At 71.7% G+C, this 19,261-nt stretch carries 16 protein-coding genes; 6 read left to right on the top strand and 10 right to left on the bottom strand.

Annotated features, from left to right (window positions below; genetic code table 11):
- Positions 1–7 precede the first annotated feature (7 nt).
- The gene (locus ACWCPM_RS19855; protein WP_450977549.1) at positions 8–745 is read right to left on the bottom strand and encodes a TIGR03943 family putative permease subunit; all 738 of its coding nucleotides are present in this window, start codon (positions 743–745) and stop codon (positions 8–10) included.
- 325 nt (positions 746–1,070) lie between these two features.
- Entirely contained in the window at positions 1,071–4,634 is a 3,564-nt protein-coding gene (locus ACWCPM_RS19860; RefSeq protein WP_450977508.1) for a S8 family serine peptidase, read from the bottom strand.
- A 10-nt stretch (positions 4,635–4,644) separates the two neighbouring features.
- Here ACWCPM_RS19860 and ACWCPM_RS19865 point away from each other — a divergent pair, with 10 nt between their 5' ends.
- Positions 4,645–4,869, top strand: coding sequence for a hypothetical protein (locus tag ACWCPM_RS19865; RefSeq protein ID WP_450977509.1), 225 nt, complete (start codon positions 4,645–4,647; stop codon positions 4,867–4,869).
- Between the two features lie 583 nt (positions 4,870–5,452).
- Here the strand turns inward: ACWCPM_RS19865 and ACWCPM_RS19870 are convergent.
- From ACWCPM_RS19870 to ACWCPM_RS19895, 6 genes are all read right to left on the bottom strand, one after another.
- Positions 5,453–6,478, bottom strand: a complete 1,026-nt coding sequence (locus ACWCPM_RS19870; protein ID WP_450977510.1) for a permease — start codon at positions 6,476–6,478, stop codon at positions 5,453–5,455.
- Between the two features lie 91 nt (positions 6,479–6,569).
- Positions 6,570–8,021, bottom strand: a complete 1,452-nt coding sequence (locus tag ACWCPM_RS19875; protein WP_450977550.1) for a HAMP domain-containing sensor histidine kinase — start codon at positions 8,019–8,021, stop codon at positions 6,570–6,572.
- Positions 8,022–8,030: 9 nt separating this feature from the next.
- A complete protein-coding gene (locus ACWCPM_RS19880) occupies positions 8,031–8,744 on the bottom strand; it encodes a response regulator transcription factor (RefSeq protein ID WP_450977511.1) in 714 nt (237 codons plus the stop codon).
- A 130-nt stretch (positions 8,745–8,874) separates the two neighbouring features.
- Entirely contained in the window at positions 8,875–9,633 is a 759-nt protein-coding gene (locus ACWCPM_RS19885; protein ID WP_450977512.1) for an FMN reductase, read from the bottom strand.
- Positions 9,630–10,742, bottom strand: coding sequence for an LLM class flavin-dependent oxidoreductase (locus ACWCPM_RS19890; protein WP_450977513.1), 1,113 nt, complete (start codon positions 10,740–10,742; stop codon positions 9,630–9,632). The genes ACWCPM_RS19885 and ACWCPM_RS19890 overlap by 4 nt, the downstream gene beginning before the upstream one ends.
- 64 nt (positions 10,743–10,806) lie before the next feature.
- On the bottom strand, positions 10,807–11,151 hold the full coding sequence (locus tag ACWCPM_RS19895) for a hypothetical protein (protein ID WP_450977514.1): 345 nt from the start codon (positions 11,149–11,151) through the stop codon (positions 10,807–10,809).
- A gap of 83 nt (positions 11,152–11,234) precedes the next feature.
- On the opposite strand from ACWCPM_RS19895, the gene ACWCPM_RS19900 reads away from it, so the two are divergent.
- Both ACWCPM_RS19900 and ACWCPM_RS19905 read left to right on the top strand, forming a co-directional pair.
- A complete protein-coding gene (locus ACWCPM_RS19900; protein ID WP_450977515.1) occupies positions 11,235–11,570 on the top strand; it encodes a YnfA family protein in 336 nt (111 codons plus the stop codon).
- A 252-nt stretch (positions 11,571–11,822) separates the two neighbouring features.
- A complete protein-coding gene (locus ACWCPM_RS19905) occupies positions 11,823–12,581 on the top strand; it encodes an SDR family NAD(P)-dependent oxidoreductase (RefSeq protein ID WP_450977516.1) in 759 nt (252 codons plus the stop codon).
- 6 nt (positions 12,582–12,587) lie between these two features.
- Here the strand turns inward: ACWCPM_RS19905 and ACWCPM_RS19910 are convergent, their stop codons facing one another.
- On the bottom strand, positions 12,588–13,781 hold the full coding sequence (locus ACWCPM_RS19910; protein WP_450977517.1) for an RtcB family protein: 1,194 nt from the start codon (positions 13,779–13,781) through the stop codon (positions 12,588–12,590).
- Between the two features lie 180 nt (positions 13,782–13,961).
- Between ACWCPM_RS19910 and ACWCPM_RS19915 the strand changes: the two genes are divergently transcribed.
- From ACWCPM_RS19915 to ACWCPM_RS19925, 3 genes are all read left to right on the top strand, one after another.
- Positions 13,962–14,822: a DUF3558 domain-containing protein gene (locus tag ACWCPM_RS19915; RefSeq protein ID WP_450977518.1), complete on the top strand. Its 861-nt coding sequence runs from the start codon at positions 13,962–13,964 to the stop codon at positions 14,820–14,822.
- 108 nt (positions 14,823–14,930) lie between these two features.
- Complete coding sequence (locus ACWCPM_RS19920; protein WP_450977519.1) at positions 14,931–15,806, top strand: DUF3558 family protein; 876 nt, start codon at positions 14,931–14,933, stop codon at positions 15,804–15,806.
- Between the two features lie 138 nt (positions 15,807–15,944).
- Entirely contained in the window at positions 15,945–17,312 is a 1,368-nt protein-coding gene (locus ACWCPM_RS19925) for a DUF2637 domain-containing protein (RefSeq protein WP_450977520.1), read from the top strand.
- A 60-nt stretch (positions 17,313–17,372) separates the two neighbouring features.
- Here ACWCPM_RS19925 and lysS read toward each other — a convergent pair whose 3' ends face one another.
- Positions 17,373–19,115 (bottom strand): lysine--tRNA ligase, encoded by a 1,743-nt coding sequence (lysS, locus tag ACWCPM_RS19930; protein ID WP_450977521.1) that lies wholly within the window; start codon positions 19,113–19,115, stop codon positions 17,373–17,375.
- Positions 19,116–19,261: the final 146 nt, after the last annotated feature.

The following is a 19,261-nucleotide window of genomic DNA, read 5'->3' on the forward strand; positions in this document are numbered from 1 at the left end:
CGAGAGTTCAGGGCGCCGTGAGGGGCAGCGCGTCCGTGTAGCCGTTCGCCGGCTTGGCAATCCGCTCGACCGTGTCGGCGTCCACGGCTGCCGGGGCCGACTTCGTGCCCAGGGTGCCGGACGGGTGCCAGGTCCCTGTGAGCGTCACCCACTGGTCGGCCGGCGGTGCCTGCACTTTGTGCACGCGGACCCGGATCGACTGGGCGTCCGCCGCGCAGCAGCTCAGCATCAGCCGCGTCAGATACCAGCCGTCCCCGTCGGGGGTGACGAAACCCGTCAGCCGGACCGTACGGCCCTCGATCGCCCGCTCACGGTCCTGCTGCACGCGCTGGGTGAAGTCGGTGAGGGTCATCGGCAGCGGCGAGGTCGCGGGCAGCGGGTCGAAGTGGTCCTCCTCCGCGATCGCCTTGGGTGCCTCGCGGGAGGCGGTGAAGGCGCCGAGGGCCGGAGGGGCGAAGAAGAGCAGGCTCAGAGCGGGGAGGAGCAGCAGCCAGGCCACCTTGGGCGTGCGGGAATGGTCGTGCCCGTGGTGGTCGTCGTGGCCGTGAGTGCCCGGATCGCCCGCATCTCCCCTGCCCCACCACGCCTCCGCCGCCGCAAGGCCCAGCAGGAGCACCCCTGATCCGATCAGCAGCGGGCGCATGCCCTCCTTGACGTAGCGCAGGTACAGGTCGGTGAGGAGGGAGGCGTGCAGGACGCCGGCGCCGCTGAGGGCGAGAAGGGCTATCTGGAGAGGGCGCTTCACCATGTCTCCTTCAAGGATGCCCCGTCCTTCGGGGCGGGGAGGAATCGAATCTCCTGCGGGGCAGGGCGTGGGGTAGGGCGTGGGGTAGGGCAATCGCCGTCAGGACGATTGCCCGTCTCCCTCCGCGGCGGCGAGCGCGACCTCAAGCAGGTGCAGGATCTCGGAGTTGATGGACCGCCGGTCGACAGCAGAGACAAGAACTCCGCCCGCGTGATGCTCGTCCGGGCCGGTCTCAACCCGGCTGGTGCCGAGGGCGTAAGACCTGCGGGAGCGCCGCTCCCGGGCCGCCGGGGCGCGGTGAACCGGGCTTGCCGGTTCACCCGGTTCACCTCAGACCGAATGCCCTGATGATCGTCTGGCTCACGTTGTTGCCCCGCTGGTCCGTGGCGCTGGTCCGCAGACTCGCGTAGCGGGCGCGTGAGGGGGCGTCCAGCTTCCCCTGCCAGCCGGCTTCGGTGTGCCGCACCGAGGTGCGGTGCCAGGTGGCGCCGTCGTCGTACGACACTTCGAGCGTCACCGCTTTCATGGGCGCACCGTCCAGGACGCCCGGCATGTGCGAGGCGCCGACCGTCACCGCCGATCGCCGGTGTGCCTTCCCGGAGAGGTCGGTCGGCACGCCGTAGTCGAGCTGGACGAGGGCCAGCGGTGTGCCGGTCGCGTGGTCGTGGAGACGGGAGGCGAAGGTCCACTCGGTGTGCGTGCGCGTCGAGTACGGGCGACCCGACGTGTTCCGGGACGTGTCCATGACCAGGCGGTAGGTGCCGGGGTCCTCGGGGACCTCGACCTCGAACCTGTTCGTGGGCTCCACGAGGACCTGGTCACCCTGGTGGAGGGAGACCTGCTCCGTCACGCCGTCGTCTCCCGGCGCGAACCCCGTGTGCCCGCCGGAGTCGCCCCAGGCGTAGAGGGAGGGCAGGGTGATGAAGTTGCCGAACCGGGCCGGTGCCGTGCTGAAGCCCTCGGAGACGAAGCGCGGGTGGTGCACCGGGGCGAACCACGTCTCCTCGACACTCTTGCCGGGCCGGAACGAGGCGGCGGGAGACATCTGGTAGAGCCCTGGCACGCCCACCTGGGACACCCACTTCAGGCCGGGTGCCACCGTCACCCACGAGGTGGTCGCGCCCTGGGCGTCCACCACGGTGAAATCGGTTGCCGACACCTGCGGGTCGCCGGCCCACAGGTCTGTACGCGTGGTGGTGGCCTCGCCCGGCTCGGTGTGACGGAACGTCTCGTCGATACGCGCGAGGTCATGGACCTTCGGGCGGTAGGAGGGGTCGCCCGGGACAGCGCCCTCGTGCCGGCGTGCCAGGTCGTACAGGTACTCGGTGTGGGGGCGGGAGATCACCTGCACGCGAGCGCCGCGCCGGGTGACGAGGGGCAGCAGGCGGGCGGCGTCGTCCGTGCCGAGCGAGGCCACCGGCAACGGGGCGCCCTTGGGCTCGTCGGCCCAGAGGTCGAGCCGTCCGTGGCCGTCATCGAGGATCAGCAGCAGCCGCGCACCGGCCCTGGCCGCCGCGTCCGCCTGGGCGGGGCCGGAGACCGTGTCGCTGCGGCGGACGACCGCGATCTTGCCCCGCGCCGCCGCGCGGGCGAAGTCCCCGGGAGTGCCGTTCCCGGCCCAGACGATCGATTCGGTGCCCGTCGCCCTGGGCAGCCGGGGGGAAAGGCTCTGGAAGGCGAAGCCGTCGAACCGGGAGCCTCCCGCGGACAGGGTGAGTGCCGGCTGGATCTGCCGCCAACGGGTCGTGACCTTGTAGGTCCCCTGTTCCACCTTCGGGGTGGGCGTGACCCACAGGCCGTCGTAGCGGGCCGGCAGCTCGTACCTCTCGTAGTACGGGTACAGGTCCTCGTAGGACCGGTACTGGTCGATCCTCAGGTACCTGTTGACGGTGCGCTGCGGGGTGACGGCCGCGACCTTGCGCAGCTGGGCGGCGTCGAACCGTACGGTCCGGTCCCGGTCGAGCACGATCTCGGGAGCGTTGAAGACGGCCTTGCCCAGGGTGTGCGCCGTGTCGATCCCCGGCACGTCGGCGTACATCCAGGCCGCGTACGTGCCGGTGTGCAGGTCCGCCGACATGCGCCCCGTGGCGTCCAGCTCGAACACCGCCGGCGCGGTGCTGCGGCTCAGCTCCTTGACGATGACGGTGCCGGGCAGCGGTGCGCCACGGCGGTCCTTCGACGTGACGGACAGGTTCGCCCGGGGGCCCCGCTTGCTGACGCCGACGGGGGTGTGGGTGCGCAGCACGCCGTCACGGCCGGTGGCGGTGACGACACCGCTGTAGCCCGCGTCGTCCACCGCGGCGTCGAGGTGGATGACCAGGCCGACGGTGGCGGTGCCGTGCGCCGGAACCGTCACCGTCGAGTCGGAGAGCGTGAACAGGCCCTCGGGTACACCGGGCGCCGAGACCGCCAGGTCGACGGTGACCGGGGTCTCCCCGATGTTCGTGTAGGTGACGTCCTTACGGACCGTCTGCCCGGGCTGGAAGGGCGCCTCGGGCCGGGCGAAGACCGAACCCGTCGCGAGGAGACCGGCGTTCACGGTGGCCGCGATGTCGAGTCGGCCGCTGCCGCCGGAGAAGGGGCTGTACCGCTGCGTCACCTTGGTCGTGCTGACCAAGGCGTCCTTCAACTGCCTGCCGGTCCACTCCGGGTGCCGGGCCGCCAGCAGGGCCGCCGCACCGGCGACATGGGGCGTGGCCATGGAAGTACCGCTCATCGTCTGATAGGCACCCTCCCCGCCCTCCGCGTACTGCGACCTTGCCGCGAGGATGTCGACACCGGGAGCGGTGAGGTCGGGCTTGAGCGCGTTGTCCCCGACACGGGGCCCGCGGCTGGAGAAGGGGGCGAGCCGGTCCGCGCCGTCGACCGCACCGACGGTCAGCGCGGCGTCCGCCGCGCCGGGGGCGCCCACGGTGAAGTCCCTCGGCCCGGAGTTGCCGGCCGCCACGACGAACAGGGCCCCGGTTTCCTCACTGAGCCGGTTCACCGCCTGACTCAGCGGGTCGCTGCCGTCGGTCGGCTCCCCGCCCAGGCTCATGCTGACGATCTTGGCGTGCTGCTCCCGGGCGGCCCACTCCATGCCGGCCAGGACCCACGAGTTCTGGCCGGTGCCGTCCTTGTCCAGGACCTTGCCGATGTGCAGCGACGCACCAGGGGCAACGCCCCTCTCCTTGCCCTCGGACGCCGCTCCGGTCCCGGCGACGGTGGAGGCGACATGGGTGCCGTGACCGTGGCTGTCCGAGGCGTCCTCGTCCGGGACGAAGCTCTTGGTCGCCGACAACTGCCCGGCGAAATCCGGATGCTCGGCGTCGATGCCGGAGTCCAGGACGGCCACGTCGACGCCCTGCCCGCTCTCGCCGCCCTTCCAGACCTCCGGTGCGCCGATCTGCGCCGTGCTGTCGGCCAGCGTGGCCGTGACCTTGCCGTCCAGCCACACCTTGGCGATACCGCCGGCCAGCCGCCCGTGCGACGCCGTCCTGCCGGACGTACTCGCCCCTCCTGCCTGCGAGGAGGTACCGGTGAGGGAGGACCAGAAGCCTGCTGCTCCGGTGTGCCGGGCGGATATCGCCGCGCCCTGGATGCTGTTCAGCGTCAGCGTCCGGCTCGCGCCCCTCGGCGTCGGCTGCGTGCGCGCACGCGCGGCCTCGTCCGTGTACGTGACGATGAGCGGGGTGGCGTCGCTGCGGGAGTCGTCGTAACCGAACTCCAGGAGCGAGGTGACGTTGAACAACCCCTCGTCCAGCGCCCCCGAGGCTATGTAGGGCAGCGCGGCGTCGGGATACACGTACGTGTCGGTCCCGACCGTCATCACGTGCGCGCCGCTCGGACCGCCCTGCGCGCCCACCACTTCGGTGGACGTCTGCCCGTCACCCGTGGGGGTGACCGTCACCCTGTCACCGGTGATCAGCGTGACGGAACGGGGAGCGCCCGTGGGACCGGCCGGGGAAGCGGCCGTCGTCGTGGACGGCCCGGACGACGCCACCGGCACTGCCGATGCCGTGCCCGTCGCCGTCAACGCGACCACCGTGGCCAAGGCGGCTGCTCTCAGCCGTCTTCTGCGGAATAGGGGGATGGACACCAAATCTCCCAACTACCTGTTCTGTTCCCGTTGCGTGGCGCCCTGAGCGGGCCCACGCGAGATGGCCAAAATAGTCGATCTTCGGTGGCTGAAACGTAGACCCTGTCGTGAGTTCGGTGAGTTCTCTGCCGCAGGTCGACGCGGCACCGGGACCGAGGTGCCGACGAACCGGCGCGCCGGGGCCGGTTCCCTCCCCGGTCTGCCGAGCGAGCACGATCCGGCCACCCGACACCTCCGGCCCGCCTGGGGAGCGGTTGCCGTGCGCACACGGCGGGAGTACGCCGCCCGAGCCCGTCGACGAACTGCTCGCCGCCGGGAGCTGCCGCGCATCGCGATGGGCCTGATACGCGTCGGCCCTGGTCCCCCGCCCGCGCCACCGGGCCGTACTCGCCCTCGGCTCCCTTCGCGTCGGTCGTCGATGTACCTCATGCGACCCGGAGTTACCGGGACCCTTGCAGAAAGCCCCGGCGTTCACGCCGGGGCTGAATGCATCTCAGGACTGCTCTGACGTGCGACTTACAGCGGACGTTTTTGCTGGTGCTCCGCCGCACGATGCGGAGAAATACGGCTCTCCTGTCGGATCGGCCGGCGAACCGTCGGCGCGATCCGCAACGGAGTCGGGGAGGATGTCAAAGGAGGACCGCTCCGATCAGTGCGCTGGACAGGACCGCGACGACCGTCGTGGCGGCGGAGAAGCGGAACGCGAAGGCCCGTCCGAACGTGCCCGCCTGGAGGGCGATCAGCTTCACGTCGACCATCGGCCCCACGACCATGAACGTCAGCCGGGCGACCGGCGAGAAGCCGGTGAGCGAGGCCGCGACGAACGCGTCGGCCTCGGAGCAGACGGCGAGCAGGATGGCCAGCGCGGCCAGGAAGAGCACGGACATCCAGGGTGAGCCGGAGAAGGTCTCCAGCACGGAGCGCGGGACCGCCACGTTGAAGGTGGCCGCCGCCATGGCGCCGACGACGAGGAAGCCGCCGGCGTGCAGGAAGTCGTGCCGGAAACCACGCCGGAACTCGCTCCAGCGGCTGTGGCCCGGGTGGTGACCGGTGTTGCGGACGGCCGGCTTCAGCCATTCCGTCCTGCCCAGCGCCAGCCACAGCCAGCCCATCGCGACAGCCGTGACGAGGGAGGCGAGCAGCCGGGCCAGCACCATCTGAGGGCTGCCGGGGAACGCGACCGCCGTCGCGGTCAGCACGATCGGGTTGACGGCGGGCGCCGACAGCAGGAACGCGAAGGCGGCGGCCGGCGTGACACCCCGGCCGATCAGGCTGTTCGCGACGGGCACCGAGGCGCACTCGCAGCCGGGCAGGACGACTCCGGCGGCCCCGGCGACGGGCACGGCGAGCGCCGGCCGCTTCGGCAGCAGCCGGTGGAACACGTGCGCCGGCACGAATGCGTTGATCGCGCCCGAGAGCGCCGTGCCGAGCAGCAGGAACGGCAGCGCCTGCACGGTGACGGCCAGACACACCGTCCGCCACGCCTGCACGGCCGGGGCGTCCGCCCACCGTCCGGCGGCGAAGAGCAGCGCACCGGGCAGCACGGCGGCGGCCGACAGAAGGAGCGGCCAGTACGGGGGCCAGGCCCGAGGGCGCGCGGTGACGGCACCGTCCCGCGCGTCCACTCCCGTGGCCGGGTCTTCCGTCTTCTGCATGCGGGCTCCGCGCGTCGGCCGATCACAGCGACGATAGCGGGCGCCGTCCGGCTCCCGCCGGGGGGAGTGCGAAACCGTGCGAGGGCGTTGGTCAGCACTCTCCGCCCGGGTCCGGCACGCCCACGGTGAACCCGATGACCGCCCCGCCGCCCTCGCGCCGCCGGACGAACGGCTCGCCGCCGTGTGCCAGCGCCACCTCCCGCACGATCGACAGCCCCAGCCCGGACCCCGGCAGTGCCCGAGCGCCCGCGGCCCGGTAGAAGCGGTCGAAGACGCGGTCCAGGTCGCATTCGGCGACGCCGGGTCCCCGGTCGTGCACCTCCACCCGGACCGTCCCCGGCCGCGCCGGGCCGGAGACCACGATCTCGATCGGGGCGGTGCCGTGGGCATCGAACTTCGCCGCGTTCTCCACCAGGTTCGACAGCGCCCGGGTCAGCATCCCCGGCCGTCCCTCGGTCGTCGTGTCGCCGCTCGCACGCACCTCGATCCGCCGGCCCGTACGCCGTCGCGCCAGGCCGGCGACGTCCTCCGCGAGGTCGGCGACATCGATCCGCAGCCGCGGCTCGGCGTCCGACTGCCCGGCCGCCAGGTCCACCAACTCATTGACCAGGTCGGTCAGTTCGCGTGCCTCCTGCCCGAGGTCGGCGACCAGCTCGTCGCGTGTGGCGGGCGGCAGCTCGTCGATCCGGCGCAGCAGGGAGATGTTCGTGCGCAGGGAGGTCAGCGGCGTCCGCAGCTCGTGCCCCGCGTCCTGCACCAGCCGCCGCTGGTCCTCCTCCGACTGGGCCAGCCGTCCCAGCATGCGGTCGAAGGCCCGGCCGAGCCGGCCCACCTCGTCACCTCCGGTGACAGGTACGTCGATTCCGAGCCGACGGGTGCGGGCCACCGCCTCCGCCGCCGCCGTCAGGATCACCAGCCGCCGGGTCATCCGCCGCGCCAGCCACCAGCCGAAGAGGCCCGCGCCGACCACCACCGCCCCCATCAGCAGCCAGGTCCGCCGCTGGAGCGCCCGCAGGAGGTCCTCGGTGTCGCTGAACTCCTGCGCCACCTGCACCGCGCCCCGGCCGCCGCCGAGCGCGACGGTCGCGATCCGGTAGACGTCGTTCCCGACGTCGACGTCCTTGTGCTGCACCATCCTCCCGGCCCGCGCCGCGCCCGCGACGCCCCGGTCGGCCGCGGTGACCGGCAGCCCGGGACTGCCCGGGTCGACGACTCGGCCGTCCGGGCCCAGGACCTGGACATCCGTACGGGCGGGCCGGACGAAGTCGTGTCCCGGCAAGGAGGAGAAGTCCTCCGGGGTCATCCGGCGCTCGCTCACTTCGGCCCGCAGATCCTGCACGACCTCGTCGAAGACCGACTGCTGGTCGACGCGGACCAGCCGCGCGGCCGCGCCGTAGGACAGGATTCCGACCAGGACGGTGACGACGGCGGTGACGGTGGCGAAGGACACGGCGAAGGTCGTCCGCAGCGACACCAGCCGCGGCCGCCACCAGCCGCCGGCGACGGTTCGCCAGGACCTGGCCCGGGCCCGGACCCCCCGCAGTCGGCCCACTCAGTCCTCCCGCAGCACGTAACCCACCCCGCGCACGGTGTGAATCAGCTGCGCTACCCCCGGCTCGTCCAGTTTGCGGCGCAGATAGCCGACGTAGACGGCGAGGTTCTTCGAGCCCGGCCCGAAGTCGTAGCCCCAGATCCGGTCGTAGATCGTGGAGTGGTCGAGCACTATGCCCTCGTTGCGCACCAGCAGCTCCAGCAGCTCGAACTCCGTGCGCGTCAGCTCCAGCTCCCGCTCGCCGCGCCAGGCCCGCCGCGCCTGCGGATCCATGCGCAGTCCGGCCGCGCCCAGCTGCCGCGCGGGCAGCGGCACCCGCTCCGGTGCCTCGACCCCGGCCGGTCCGTTCGCCGTGCGCCGCAGCAGGGCCCGCAGGCGCGCGAAGACCTCCTCGACGTCGAACGGCTTCACGACGTAGTCGTCGGCGCCCGCGTCCAGCCCCGCGATCCGGTCGGCGGTCTCCACCAGCGCCGTCAGCATCAGGATCGGTGTCCGGTCCCCCTCGGCCCGCAGCACCCGGCAGACCTGGAGGCCGTCGATCCCGGGCATCATCACGTCGAGCACCAGCACGTCCGGCGGTGTGCGATGGGCCTGCGCCAGCGCCTCGACGCCGTCGGCGACCGCGGTGACCCGGTAGCCCTCCAGGGTCAGGGCCCGTTCCAGGGCGTTGCGGATGGCACGGTCGTCCTCGGCGAGCAGCACTGTCTGGGGCACCCGTCCAGTGTGGCAAAGCGGGACGGTCGTACGACCGGACGGGCGAGCGGCACCTGATCCTCTTACTGGCCTCTCACCCGCCCGGGACATGCGTCCTGCGCGGTCACGCCCCCGGCGGGCACACCTCGCACTACCCGACCGGCCGCAGCGCGGCGAGCTGCTCCTCGAACGGAACCACCTCGAACCCCTCGAAGGCCCGACCGGAACCGCCCAGGGACACCCCCACCAGCCCTCGGCCACTCGGATCGATGGACACCTCCTCGGACCGTGAACCGCTCGTGTCCACGGCCCTACCGGCCGCCGTGCCCTCGCCGGCGCCCGCCGCGGGGGCCGAGGCTCCGTCCGCCGGGCGCGGCCTGCTCAGCGACAGCCCCTCCATCAGCCGGACCAGCTCTCCCGCCGCCCGTTCGATGCGCCCGTCGAGCCCCTCGGCGCCCCAGTCCTCCGACGCGGCGTACACACCGGTCGGGACGATGACGGCCTTGAGGTAGGCGAAGAGCGGGCGCAGCGCGTGCTCCAGCACCAGCGAGTGGCGTGCGGTGCCACCGGTCGCCGCGATCAGCACCGGCTTGCCCCGCAGCGCCTCGGGGTCGATCACGTCGAAGAACGACTTGAACAGCCCGCTGTACGACGCCGCGAACACCGGCGTGACCACGACCAGCCCGTCCGCCTCCGTCACCGCGTCGAGCGCGGCGGACAGGGCGCGGTCGGGGAACCCGTTGGTGAAGTTGTGCGCGATCGCGACGGCGAGCTCACGCAACTCCACGACCTGGACCTCGACGGGCGCGTCGGCCGGCGCCTGGCCCTGCGCGGCCACGGCCAGCCGGTCGCCCAGCAGTCGTGTGGACGACGGCACACTCAGCCCCGCCGAGACGACCACGAGTTTCATGCGGCGCTCACCCCTTCCCCGGCGCCGTCCGCGGCGCCTTCCTTCGCCTTGAGCAGCGTGGCGTGGACGGGAGCGTCCGGCACGTCCGCCGGCCGTCCCTTGGCGAACTCCTCGCGCAGCACCGGCACGACCTCCTCGCCGAGCATGTCGATCTGCTCCAGCACGGTCTTCAGGGGCAGCCCGGCGTGGTCCATGAGGAACAGCTGGCGCTGGTAGTCACCGGCGTAGTCACGGAAGGCCAGCGTCTTCTCGATCACCTGCTGCGGCGAGCCGACGGTCAGCGGGGTCTGCTCGGTGAACTCCTCCATCGAGGGCCCGTGCCCGTAGACCGGCGCGACGTCGAAGTACGGCCGGAACTCGCGCACCGCGTCCTGCGAGTTCTTGCGCATGAACACCTGCCCGCCGAGGCCGACGATCGCCTGCTCGGGCGTGCCGTGCCCGTAGTGGGCGTAGCGGGTCCGGTACAGCTCGATCATCTGCTTGGTGTGCTCGGGCGGCCAGAAGATGTTGTTGTGGAAGAAGCCGTCGCCGTAGTAGGCGGCCTGCTCGGCGATCTCGGGAGACCGGATCGAGCCGTGCCACACGAAGGGCGGCACCCCGTCCAGCGGCCGCGGAGTCGACGTGAACCCCTGCAACGGCGTACGGAACTTGCCCTTCCAGTTGACGACGTCCTCGCGCCACAGCCGGTGCAGCAGGGCGTAGTTCTCGATGGCGAGGTTGATGCCCTGCCGGATGTCCTGCCCGAACCAGGGGTACACCGGGCCGGTGTTGCCGCGGCCCATCATCAGGTCCATCCGGCCGTCGGCCAGATGCTGGAGCATCGCGTAGTCCTCGGCGATCTTCACCGGGTCGTTGGTGGTGATCAGCGTGGTCGAGGTGGAGAGGATCAGCCGCTCCGTGCGTGCCGCGATGTAGCCGAGCATGGTCGTCGGCGACGAGGGCACGAACGGCGGGTTGTGGTGCTCACCCATCGCGAACACGTCCAGGCCGACCTCCTCGGCCTTCAGCGCGATGGCGACCATGGCCTTGATCCGCTCACGCTCGGTCGGCGTACGGCCCGTGGTGGGGTCCGGGGTGACGTCCCCGACGGTGAAGATCCCGAACTGCATGGTCGCTCAACCTCCAAGTTGTTGACGCTTCAACTATACCTGGAGAACCGCGGCCCCTCGGCTCCTATTCCGCCTCCGTCCACGCCTCCGCGCGCGAGCCCGCGGGAGACGGCCGGCGCGGATCACGCCCGGTCCGCGCGAGCAGCCGCTCGAACACCGGGGCGCCCTCCGCCACCTGCACCGGTTCCCCGGCCATGCCCGTCGCCCGAGTGGTCGGCGCCGGCTCGGCCACGGCGCGAGTGAGCTCCGCCACGACCACCGCCGACGCCGCCTCGTCGTCCCCGGCCGGATCCCACGGGTGAACGGTCAGATCGAGCAGCGCCATCGAGCCGACCGGGCGCGCGGACGGCTGCCGCGCCCCCGCCGTGCCCTCCTCCGCGCCCGGCGCCGCCCATGCGGGCGCAGACACCCCGAGCCCGCAGCGCCACAGAGGCCCGCGGCCCGGGGGAGGCCCGCCGTTCTCGGCCGATTCCGGCATGCGAGGCTCGCCTCATGCTCGTGCTGCGCTCCGCTGTCCTCTTCCTCGTCGCCGCCCTCTTCGAGATCGGGGGCGCCTGGCTCGTCTGGCAGGGCTGGCGGGAACAGCGCGGCTGGCTCTGGATCACCGGCGGGGTCCTCGCCCTCGGCGCCTACGGCTTCGTCGCCACCTTCCAGCCGGACGCCCACTTCGGCCGCATCCTCGCCGCGTACGGCGGGATCTTCGTCGCCGGTTCGATCGCCTGGGGCGTGGTCGCGGACGGCTACCGCCCGGACCGCTGGGACATCACGGGCGCCCTGATCTGTCTCACAGGCATGGCAGTGATCATGTGGGCCCCCCGAGGAACCTGACCCCCACCCCCCTCAGAGGCGCGGGAACCCACGCGACAAGCCCGCCCCCACCCCCTCAGGGGCGCGGGGAACTGCGCAAACACCCCCCACCCACCCGCACACGACAAACCCGATCAGCCCCCACCTCAGGGGCGCGGGGAACTGCGCGACCAGCCCCTCACCCACCCGCAGCCACCCCGATCCGCACCCCGCACCACACATACCCTTGACCCCGTACGGCCCGCCCGCCCCACGCCCCGCCGAGGAGACCCCATGGCCCCGTCCCGCATCGCAGTAGTCACCGGCGCGAGCAGCGGAATCGGCGCCGCGACAGCCCGGCAGCTGGCGACCGCGGGCTACCGGGTCGTCCTCACCGCCCGCCGCAAGGACCGCATCGAAGCGCTGGCCGAGGAGATCGTCGCGACCGGCGGCCAGGCCACCGCGTACGCCCTGGACGTCACGGACCGCGCGGCGGTGGACGAGTTCGCGACCGCCTTCAAGAAGATCGCCGTGCTGGTGAACAACGCGGGCGGAGCGCTGGGCCTGGACCCGGTGGCCACCGGCGACCCGGCCGACTGGCGTCAGATGTACGAGACGAACGTCCTCGGCACCCTCAACCTCACCCAGGCCCTGCTCCCCCAGCTGATCGCGAGCGGCGACGGCACGGTGGTCGTGGTCTCCTCGACGGCCGGCCACGGCACCTACGAGGGCGGCGCCGGCTACGTCGCCGCCAAGCACGGCGCCCACGTACTCGCCGAGACCCTCCGTCTGGAGATCCTCGGCGAGCCGGTCCGGGTCGTCGAGGTCGCCCCCGGCCTGGTCAGGACCGAGGAGTTCGCCCTGACCCGCTTCGGCGGCGACGAGGAGCGCGCGGCCAAGGTCTACGAGGGCGTCGCCGACCCCCTGACCGCCGACGACGTGGCCGACACCATCACCTGGGCGGTCACCCGCCCCAGCCACGTCAACATCGACCTCCTGGTCGTCCGCCCCCGGGCCCAGGCCTCCAACACGAAGCTGCACCGGGACCGCTGAGCCGGGTCAGCCCTTGACGCAGACGACCTGCTTCAGCTTGGCGACGACCTCCACCAGGTCCCGCTGCTGGTCGATCACCTGCTCGATCGGCTTGTAGGCACCCGGGATCTCGTCCACCACGCCGGAGTCCTTGCGGCACTCCACACCCCGCGTCTGCTCCTCCAGGTCCTTGGTGGAGAAGCGCCGCTTGGCGGCGTTCCGGCTCATCCGCCGGCCGGCGCCGTGCGAGGCCGAGTTGAAGGACTTGTCGTTGCCGAGGCCCTTCACGATGTACGAGCCCGTGCCCATCGAGCCCGGGATGATCCCGTACTCACCGGACCCGGCCCGGATCGCGCCCTTGCGGGTCACGAGCAGGTCCATGCCCTCGTACCGCTCCTCCGCCACGTAGTTGTGGTGGCAGGAGATCTCCGGCTCGAACGCCGGCTTCGCCTTCTTGAACTCCTTGCGGACCACGTCCTTCAGGAGCGCCATCATGAGCGTGCGGTTGTACTTGGCGTACTCCTGCGCCCAGAACAGGTCGTTGCGGTATGCCGCCATCTGCGGGGTGTCCGCGACGAAGACGGCGAGGTCGCGGTCGACCAGGCCCTGGTTGTGCGGGAGGTTCTGGGCGACACCGATGTGGTGCTCGGCGAGCTCCTTGCCGATGTTGCGCGAGCCGGAGTGCAGCATCAGCCACACAGAACCGGACGTGTCGACACAAACCTCAACGAAATGGTTTCCGCCACCCAGCGTCCCCATCTGCTTGACGGCCCGCTCCTCACGGAACTTGACCGCCTCGGCCACGCCCCCGAACCGCCCCCAGAAGTCGTCCCAGCCGCCGGTGGCGAGCCCGTGGAAACGTCCCGGCTCGACAGGGCTGTCGTGCATGCCCCGGCCCACCGGAATCGCCTCCTCGATCTTCGACCGCAGCCGCGACAGGTCCCCCGGCAGGTCGTTCGCCGTCAGGGAGGTCCGCACCGCGGACATCCCGCAGCCGATGTCGACGCCGACCGCTGCCGGGCAGACGGCGCCGCGCATCGCGATGACCGAGCCGACCGTCGCGCCCTTGCCGTAGTGCACGTCCGGCATGACCGCGAGCCCCTCGATCCAGGGCAGGGTCGCCACGTTCCGCAACTGCTGGAGCGCGCCCTCCTCGACCGTGGCGGGGTCGGTCCACATACGGATGGGCACCTTCGCGCCCGGCATCTCGACGTACGACATAGCGTCCTCATTCCCCCGGAAGTTCCCAAAGTTCTCGAAAAGCAAAACCGGTGCCAAGGTCGACGTAAAGGACAACGGACCGGCGTTCACGGCAGTGCGTGCGATACACATTGTCTCCAGGGGGAGACCGGCGACGGCAAGCGATTAACCGGCGAGATGTCCAGCGAGAGGAGCCTGACCGTGCAGCGGAAGGCGTACGTATCCGGCGTCGTCGCGGTCCTCGCGGCCCTGCTGGCCGGCTGCACCGGCGGTTCCGACGGCGGCGACACCACGGACAGCGCCAACTCCGACAGCGCCGGCACGGCCACGGCGGCCGCCGAGCCCGGCCGTTACCGCAACCTCCCCGAACCCTGCGGCGCGGTCCGCGAGGACACCCTCGACTCCCTCCTCCCCGGCATCCGGGAGATCGTCGACGAGGAGCAGCGCGAGCACGCCTACGAGGGCGCGCCCACGCTCACCTACGACAACGACCGCAAGGTCGGGTGCCGTTGGAAGGTCGAGTCCGCGTCGGCGACCAACCACCTGTTCGTCGACTTCGAGCGCGTGGTGTCGTACGACAACGCGGTGAGCGACGACGACCAGGCGCGGGAGCTGTTCGCGGTCGGCCGGACGGCGGCGGACCTGCCGGAGCCGACGGCCACGGAGACGCTCTCCCCCACGGGCACACGGTCCCCGTCCGGGACGGGCACCCCGTCCGGCAGCGGCGCCCCGAGCCCGGCCGGAGCGGCGTCCGGCACCCCCTCGGGCACCCCCTCCGGCACTCCCGGCGGCACGCAGGGCCCGACGGTCACCCCGGCCGCGCTCCAGCCCCGCGTCCTCGAGGACCTCGCGGACGAGGCGTTCCTGGACGACGAGCTGAACAGCTCCGGTTCGACGGCCAGGCAGCGCACGGTGACTGTGGCGTTCCGCACGTCCAACGTCATCGTGACCATCGCGTACGAGGAGCAGCCGGCGACCGTCGCCGTCGCCCCGGACAGCAAGGAGATGCAGGACAGGGCCCGGAAACTGGCCGCGGAGCTGGCCGACTCGTTCGCCGAGTAGGGCTTGCGCGCACCCCGCGCAAAGCGGCTGAACCCGGTCCGCGCGGTTCACTCACCGCGTACCGTGACCCCTCGGACCTGTAACCCGAGCGTCACGAGTGAAGGAACCATGCAGCGACGAGCACAGCGAGCCGACCAGCCCGAGCAGCGACCCCGCCGCGTCACCCGCGTCCTCGTCGGCGCGGCGGCCGTCCCCGTGATGCTGATCGCCGCAGGCTGCTCCTCGGACTCCGGCTCCGGCGCCGAGGCCGGGCAGGCGTCGAAGAGCCCGGCGGGCGCCTCCGCGAGCCCCTCGCCGACCGTGGAGGCGGCGGCGTACGCGAAGCTGCCGGAGCCGTGCGCGGCGCTGTCGAAGAAGACGCTGGAGGATCTGGTCCCGGAGGCCGGCAAGAAGGGCAAGAAGGGCAACTCGGACGATCCCTCGCTCCGGGCCGGCTGCTCCTGGGACAGCCTCGACAACAACGGCGTCAAGGGCTCCCAGTTCCGCTGGCTGAACGTCTCGCTGCTGCGCTTCGAGTCCGACGTCACGCGCGGCACGGGCGAGCGGCGGGCGCAGGAGTACTACGAGAAGCAGGTCGCCGACGCCAAGTCGGTCGAGGGCGCCAAGAAGGTCACGTCCGACCAGGTCACCGGCACCGGGGACCAGGCGGCGGCGGTGCGCTACGACCTGAAGAAGAAGGAAGGCGCCTTCAAGCAGCAGACGGTCGTGACGCGCGTCGAGAACGTCGTCGTCACGGTCGACTACAACGGCGCGGGCCTGGCCGGCGAGAAGACGCCGGACGCCGACGACCTGATGAAGGCGGCGCGGAAGGCGGCCAAGGAGGCGGTGGCCGCGGTCACGAAGGCGAACGGGGCGGACGCGGCCGCGGGACAGGGCGGCCCGAAGTCGCCGTCCAAGTCGTCGTCCGGGTCGCCGTCCAAGTCGTCGTCCAAGTCACCCTCGAAGTCGGGCAGTTCGTCCACATCGGCGGCCAAGAAGAGCTGAACCGGGGGCTCCGGGGGATCACCGGGAGCCACCGGAAGAGTCACGGATGAGCTGACGTACACGGTCCGGCCACCCGTTCCCCGTACGCATGTGCCACCCTGTGGGCGCGCAACAACATGCAGTGGGAGGGGAATACGGGTGGCCGCGCCACTACAGCTGACACGGACGCACCGCGTACTCATCGGCGTGGTCGTCTTCGGTGCCGTGATCATCGCCGGCATCGGTTTCGCGGGGTCGTACGCAGCCGTACGCACCCTCGCCCTGAAGAAGGGCTTCGGGGACTTCAGTTACGTCTTCCCCATAGGCATCGACGCGGGTATCTGCGTCCTGCTCGCCCTGGATCTGCTCCTCACCTGGATCCGCATCCCCTTCCCGCTGCTCCGGCAGACGGCCTGGCTGCTGACGGCGGCGACGATCGCGTTCAACGGCGCGGCGGCCTGGCCGGACCCGCTGGGCGTCGGCATGCACGGCGTCATCCCGATCCTGTTCGTGGTCTCCGTGGAGGCGGCCCGGCACGCGATCGGCCGGATCGCGGACATCACGGCCGACAAGCACATGGAGGGCGTCCGCATCACCCGCTGGCTGCTCTCCCCCGTGCCGACCTTCCTGCTCTGGCGCCGGATGAAGCTGTGGGAGCTGCGCTCCTACGACCAGGTGATCAAGCTGGAGCAGGAGCGCCTCGTCTACCAGGCCCGCCTGCGCTCCCGCTACGGCCGCGCCTGGCGCCGCAAGGCACCGGTGGAGGCCCTGATGCCGCTGCGCCTGGCCAAGTACGGCGTCCCTCTCGCGGACACGGCACCGGCGGGCCTGGCCGCCGCGGGCATCGAACCGGCCCTGATACCCCCGGCGATACCCCCGGCGCCGCTCGCGCAACTGACGGCGGCGGACACCGTGGCCGAGGCGCTGGACACCGCCGAGGACGCCATGACCGCGGGCGGTCCCGCCGCCGCGGCGGGGGCCGACGCGGAGGTACTCCACGGCGAGCGGCGTCCCCGCGGCGAGCAGCGCCCCCACGACGAAGGCCACCCGCAGGCGGAGCAGCAGCATCTGCCCCAGCAGGACCAGAACCCCTGGCTTCAGGCCCGCGATCCCCAGACGATCGAGTACCACGGCGGCTACGACCCCACGTACAACCCGGAGGCCGCGTACGCGCAGTGGTACGCGGAGCAGCAGCAGGCCGAGCAGTACCAGCAGCAGTACGAGGAGCCCCCGGCAGCCACCGAGCCCTCACCGGAGGACACCGGCACGTTCCCCATCCCGGTCGGCCCGGGCCGCACGCGCGAGCTGGGCGAGGGCGGCGGCACTCCGCCCCCCGATCTGACCGAGGAGGACTACTACCTCGTCTTCAAGAAGTCGATCGACGGCAGCTACCCGACCTCCGGCCAGTTCCGGGGCGACGTGGAGGCCACCTACGGCTCCACGCTCCCGCAGCGCGAGGCCGAGCGCATGGTCAACCGCTTCACCAACCGCCACACCGCGGAGCTCCAGGAAGACCACATCGCCTGATCCACCCATGACGAGGGGGCGCCCGGTGTTCACCGGGCGCCCCCTCGTCGTGGAACGCGTCTACTCCCCGAGCAGGTGCCGCACCCGCTCCTGGCCGACCGCCAGCAGCAGCGTGGGCAGCCGCGGGCCGGTGTCGCGGCCCACCAGCAGGTGGTAGAGCAGCGCGAAGAACGTCCGCTGAGCGGTCTTGATCTCCGCGGGCAGCTCCTTGGGCGTGGCGTCGGCGGAGAACCCGGCCTGGACCTTGGGGACCCCGTAGACCAGATGGGTCAGCCCGTCCAGCGACCAGTTCTCCGCCAGCCCGTCGAGCAGCAGCCGCACCGACTGTCGGGACGGCTCGTCGAGCGACTTCAGCAGCTCGGCGTCCGCGTCCTCGCGCACGATCGTCCGCTGGTCGGCGGGGACCTGCGTGTTGATCCACGCCTCGGCCTTGTCGTACCGCGGGCGGACCTCGTCGAGCGAGCCGAGCGGCTTGTCGGGCTCCAGCTCGCTCAGAATGCGCAGGGCCTGGTCCGTGTGCCCGGCGGTGATGTCGGCGACGGACGCCAGGGTCCGGTACGGCATCGGCCGCGGCGTCGCGGGCAGCTCGCCGGCGGCCGTGCGCACCGCGCGGGCGTGCGCGGCGATGTCGGCGGGCAGCGCCGAGCCGTCGGCCACCTTGGCGTCGAGCTTGTCCCACTCGTCGTAGAGCCGCTGGATCTCCTGGTCGAAGGCGATCTTGAACGACTGGTTGGGCCTGCGCCGGGCATACAGCCAGCGCAGCAGCTGCGGCTCCATGATCTTCAGCGCGTCGGCCGGGGTGGGCACCCCGCCCCGGGAGGACGACATCTTCGCCATCCCGGAGATCCCGACGAACGCGTACATCGGGCCGATCGGCTGACTGCCGCCGAAGATCCCGACGATCTGGCCGCCCACCTGGAAGCTGGACCCCGGGGACGAGTGGTCGACGCCGCTGGGCTCGAAGACCACGCCCTCGAAGGCCCACCGCATCGGCCAGTCGACCTTCCAGACCAGCTTGCCGCGGTTGAACTCGTTCAGCCGGACGGTCTCGGAGAAGCCGCAGGCGGTGCAGGCGTACGTCAGCTCGGTGGTGCCGTCGTCGTAGGACGTGACGGTGGTGAGGTCCTTCTCGCAGTTGCCGCAGTAGGGCTTGTACGGGAAGTACCCGGCGGAACCGGAGCTGCCGTCGTCCTCGCCCGCCGCCCCCGACCCCTCCGCGGCCTCGATCTCCGCCTCGTCGGCGGGCTTCTGCTGCGGCTTCTTCCCGCCCTTGGGCTTGGTCCGGTACTGCGCGAGGACGGCGTCGATGTCCCCGCGGTGCCGCATGGCGTGCAGGACCTGCTCGCGGTACACCCCGGAGGTGTACTGCTCGGTCTGGCTGATCCCGTCGAAGGCGACGCCCAGCTCGCCCAGCGCCTCGACCATGGCCGCCTTGAAGTGCTCGGCCCAGTTCGCGTACGGGGAGCCCGCGGGCGCGGGCACGGAGGTCAGCGGCTTGCCGATGTGCTCGCCCCAGGACTCGTCGACCCCGGGCACCCCGTTGGGCACCTTGCGGTACCGGTCGTAGTCGTCCCACGAGATCAGGTGCCGGACCTCGCGCCCGCGGCGCCGGATCTCGTCGGCGACGAGGTGCGGGGTCATGACCTCCCGGAGGTTCCCCAGGTGAATGGGGCCCGAGGGCGACAGCCCGGACGCGACGACGACCGGTTTGCCCGGGGCCCGACGCTCCGACTCCTCGATGACCTCGTCCGCGAAACGGGAGACCCAGTCGGTGGTCTCGGTGCTCTGAGCCACGATCGGCACGTCCTTCTTTCTCCTGGAGCGGCCGATACGGTCAACGGCCGGCCCGCCCATTCTCCCAGCAACGGCGGCAACGGCGAAAACGCCTTTTCACACGGTCACGGACGGGGCGCCCGCACGCGGGACGGACGCGGGATATTCGCTTTACC

This window comes from Streptomyces sp. NPDC002309 (assembly GCF_053593375.1).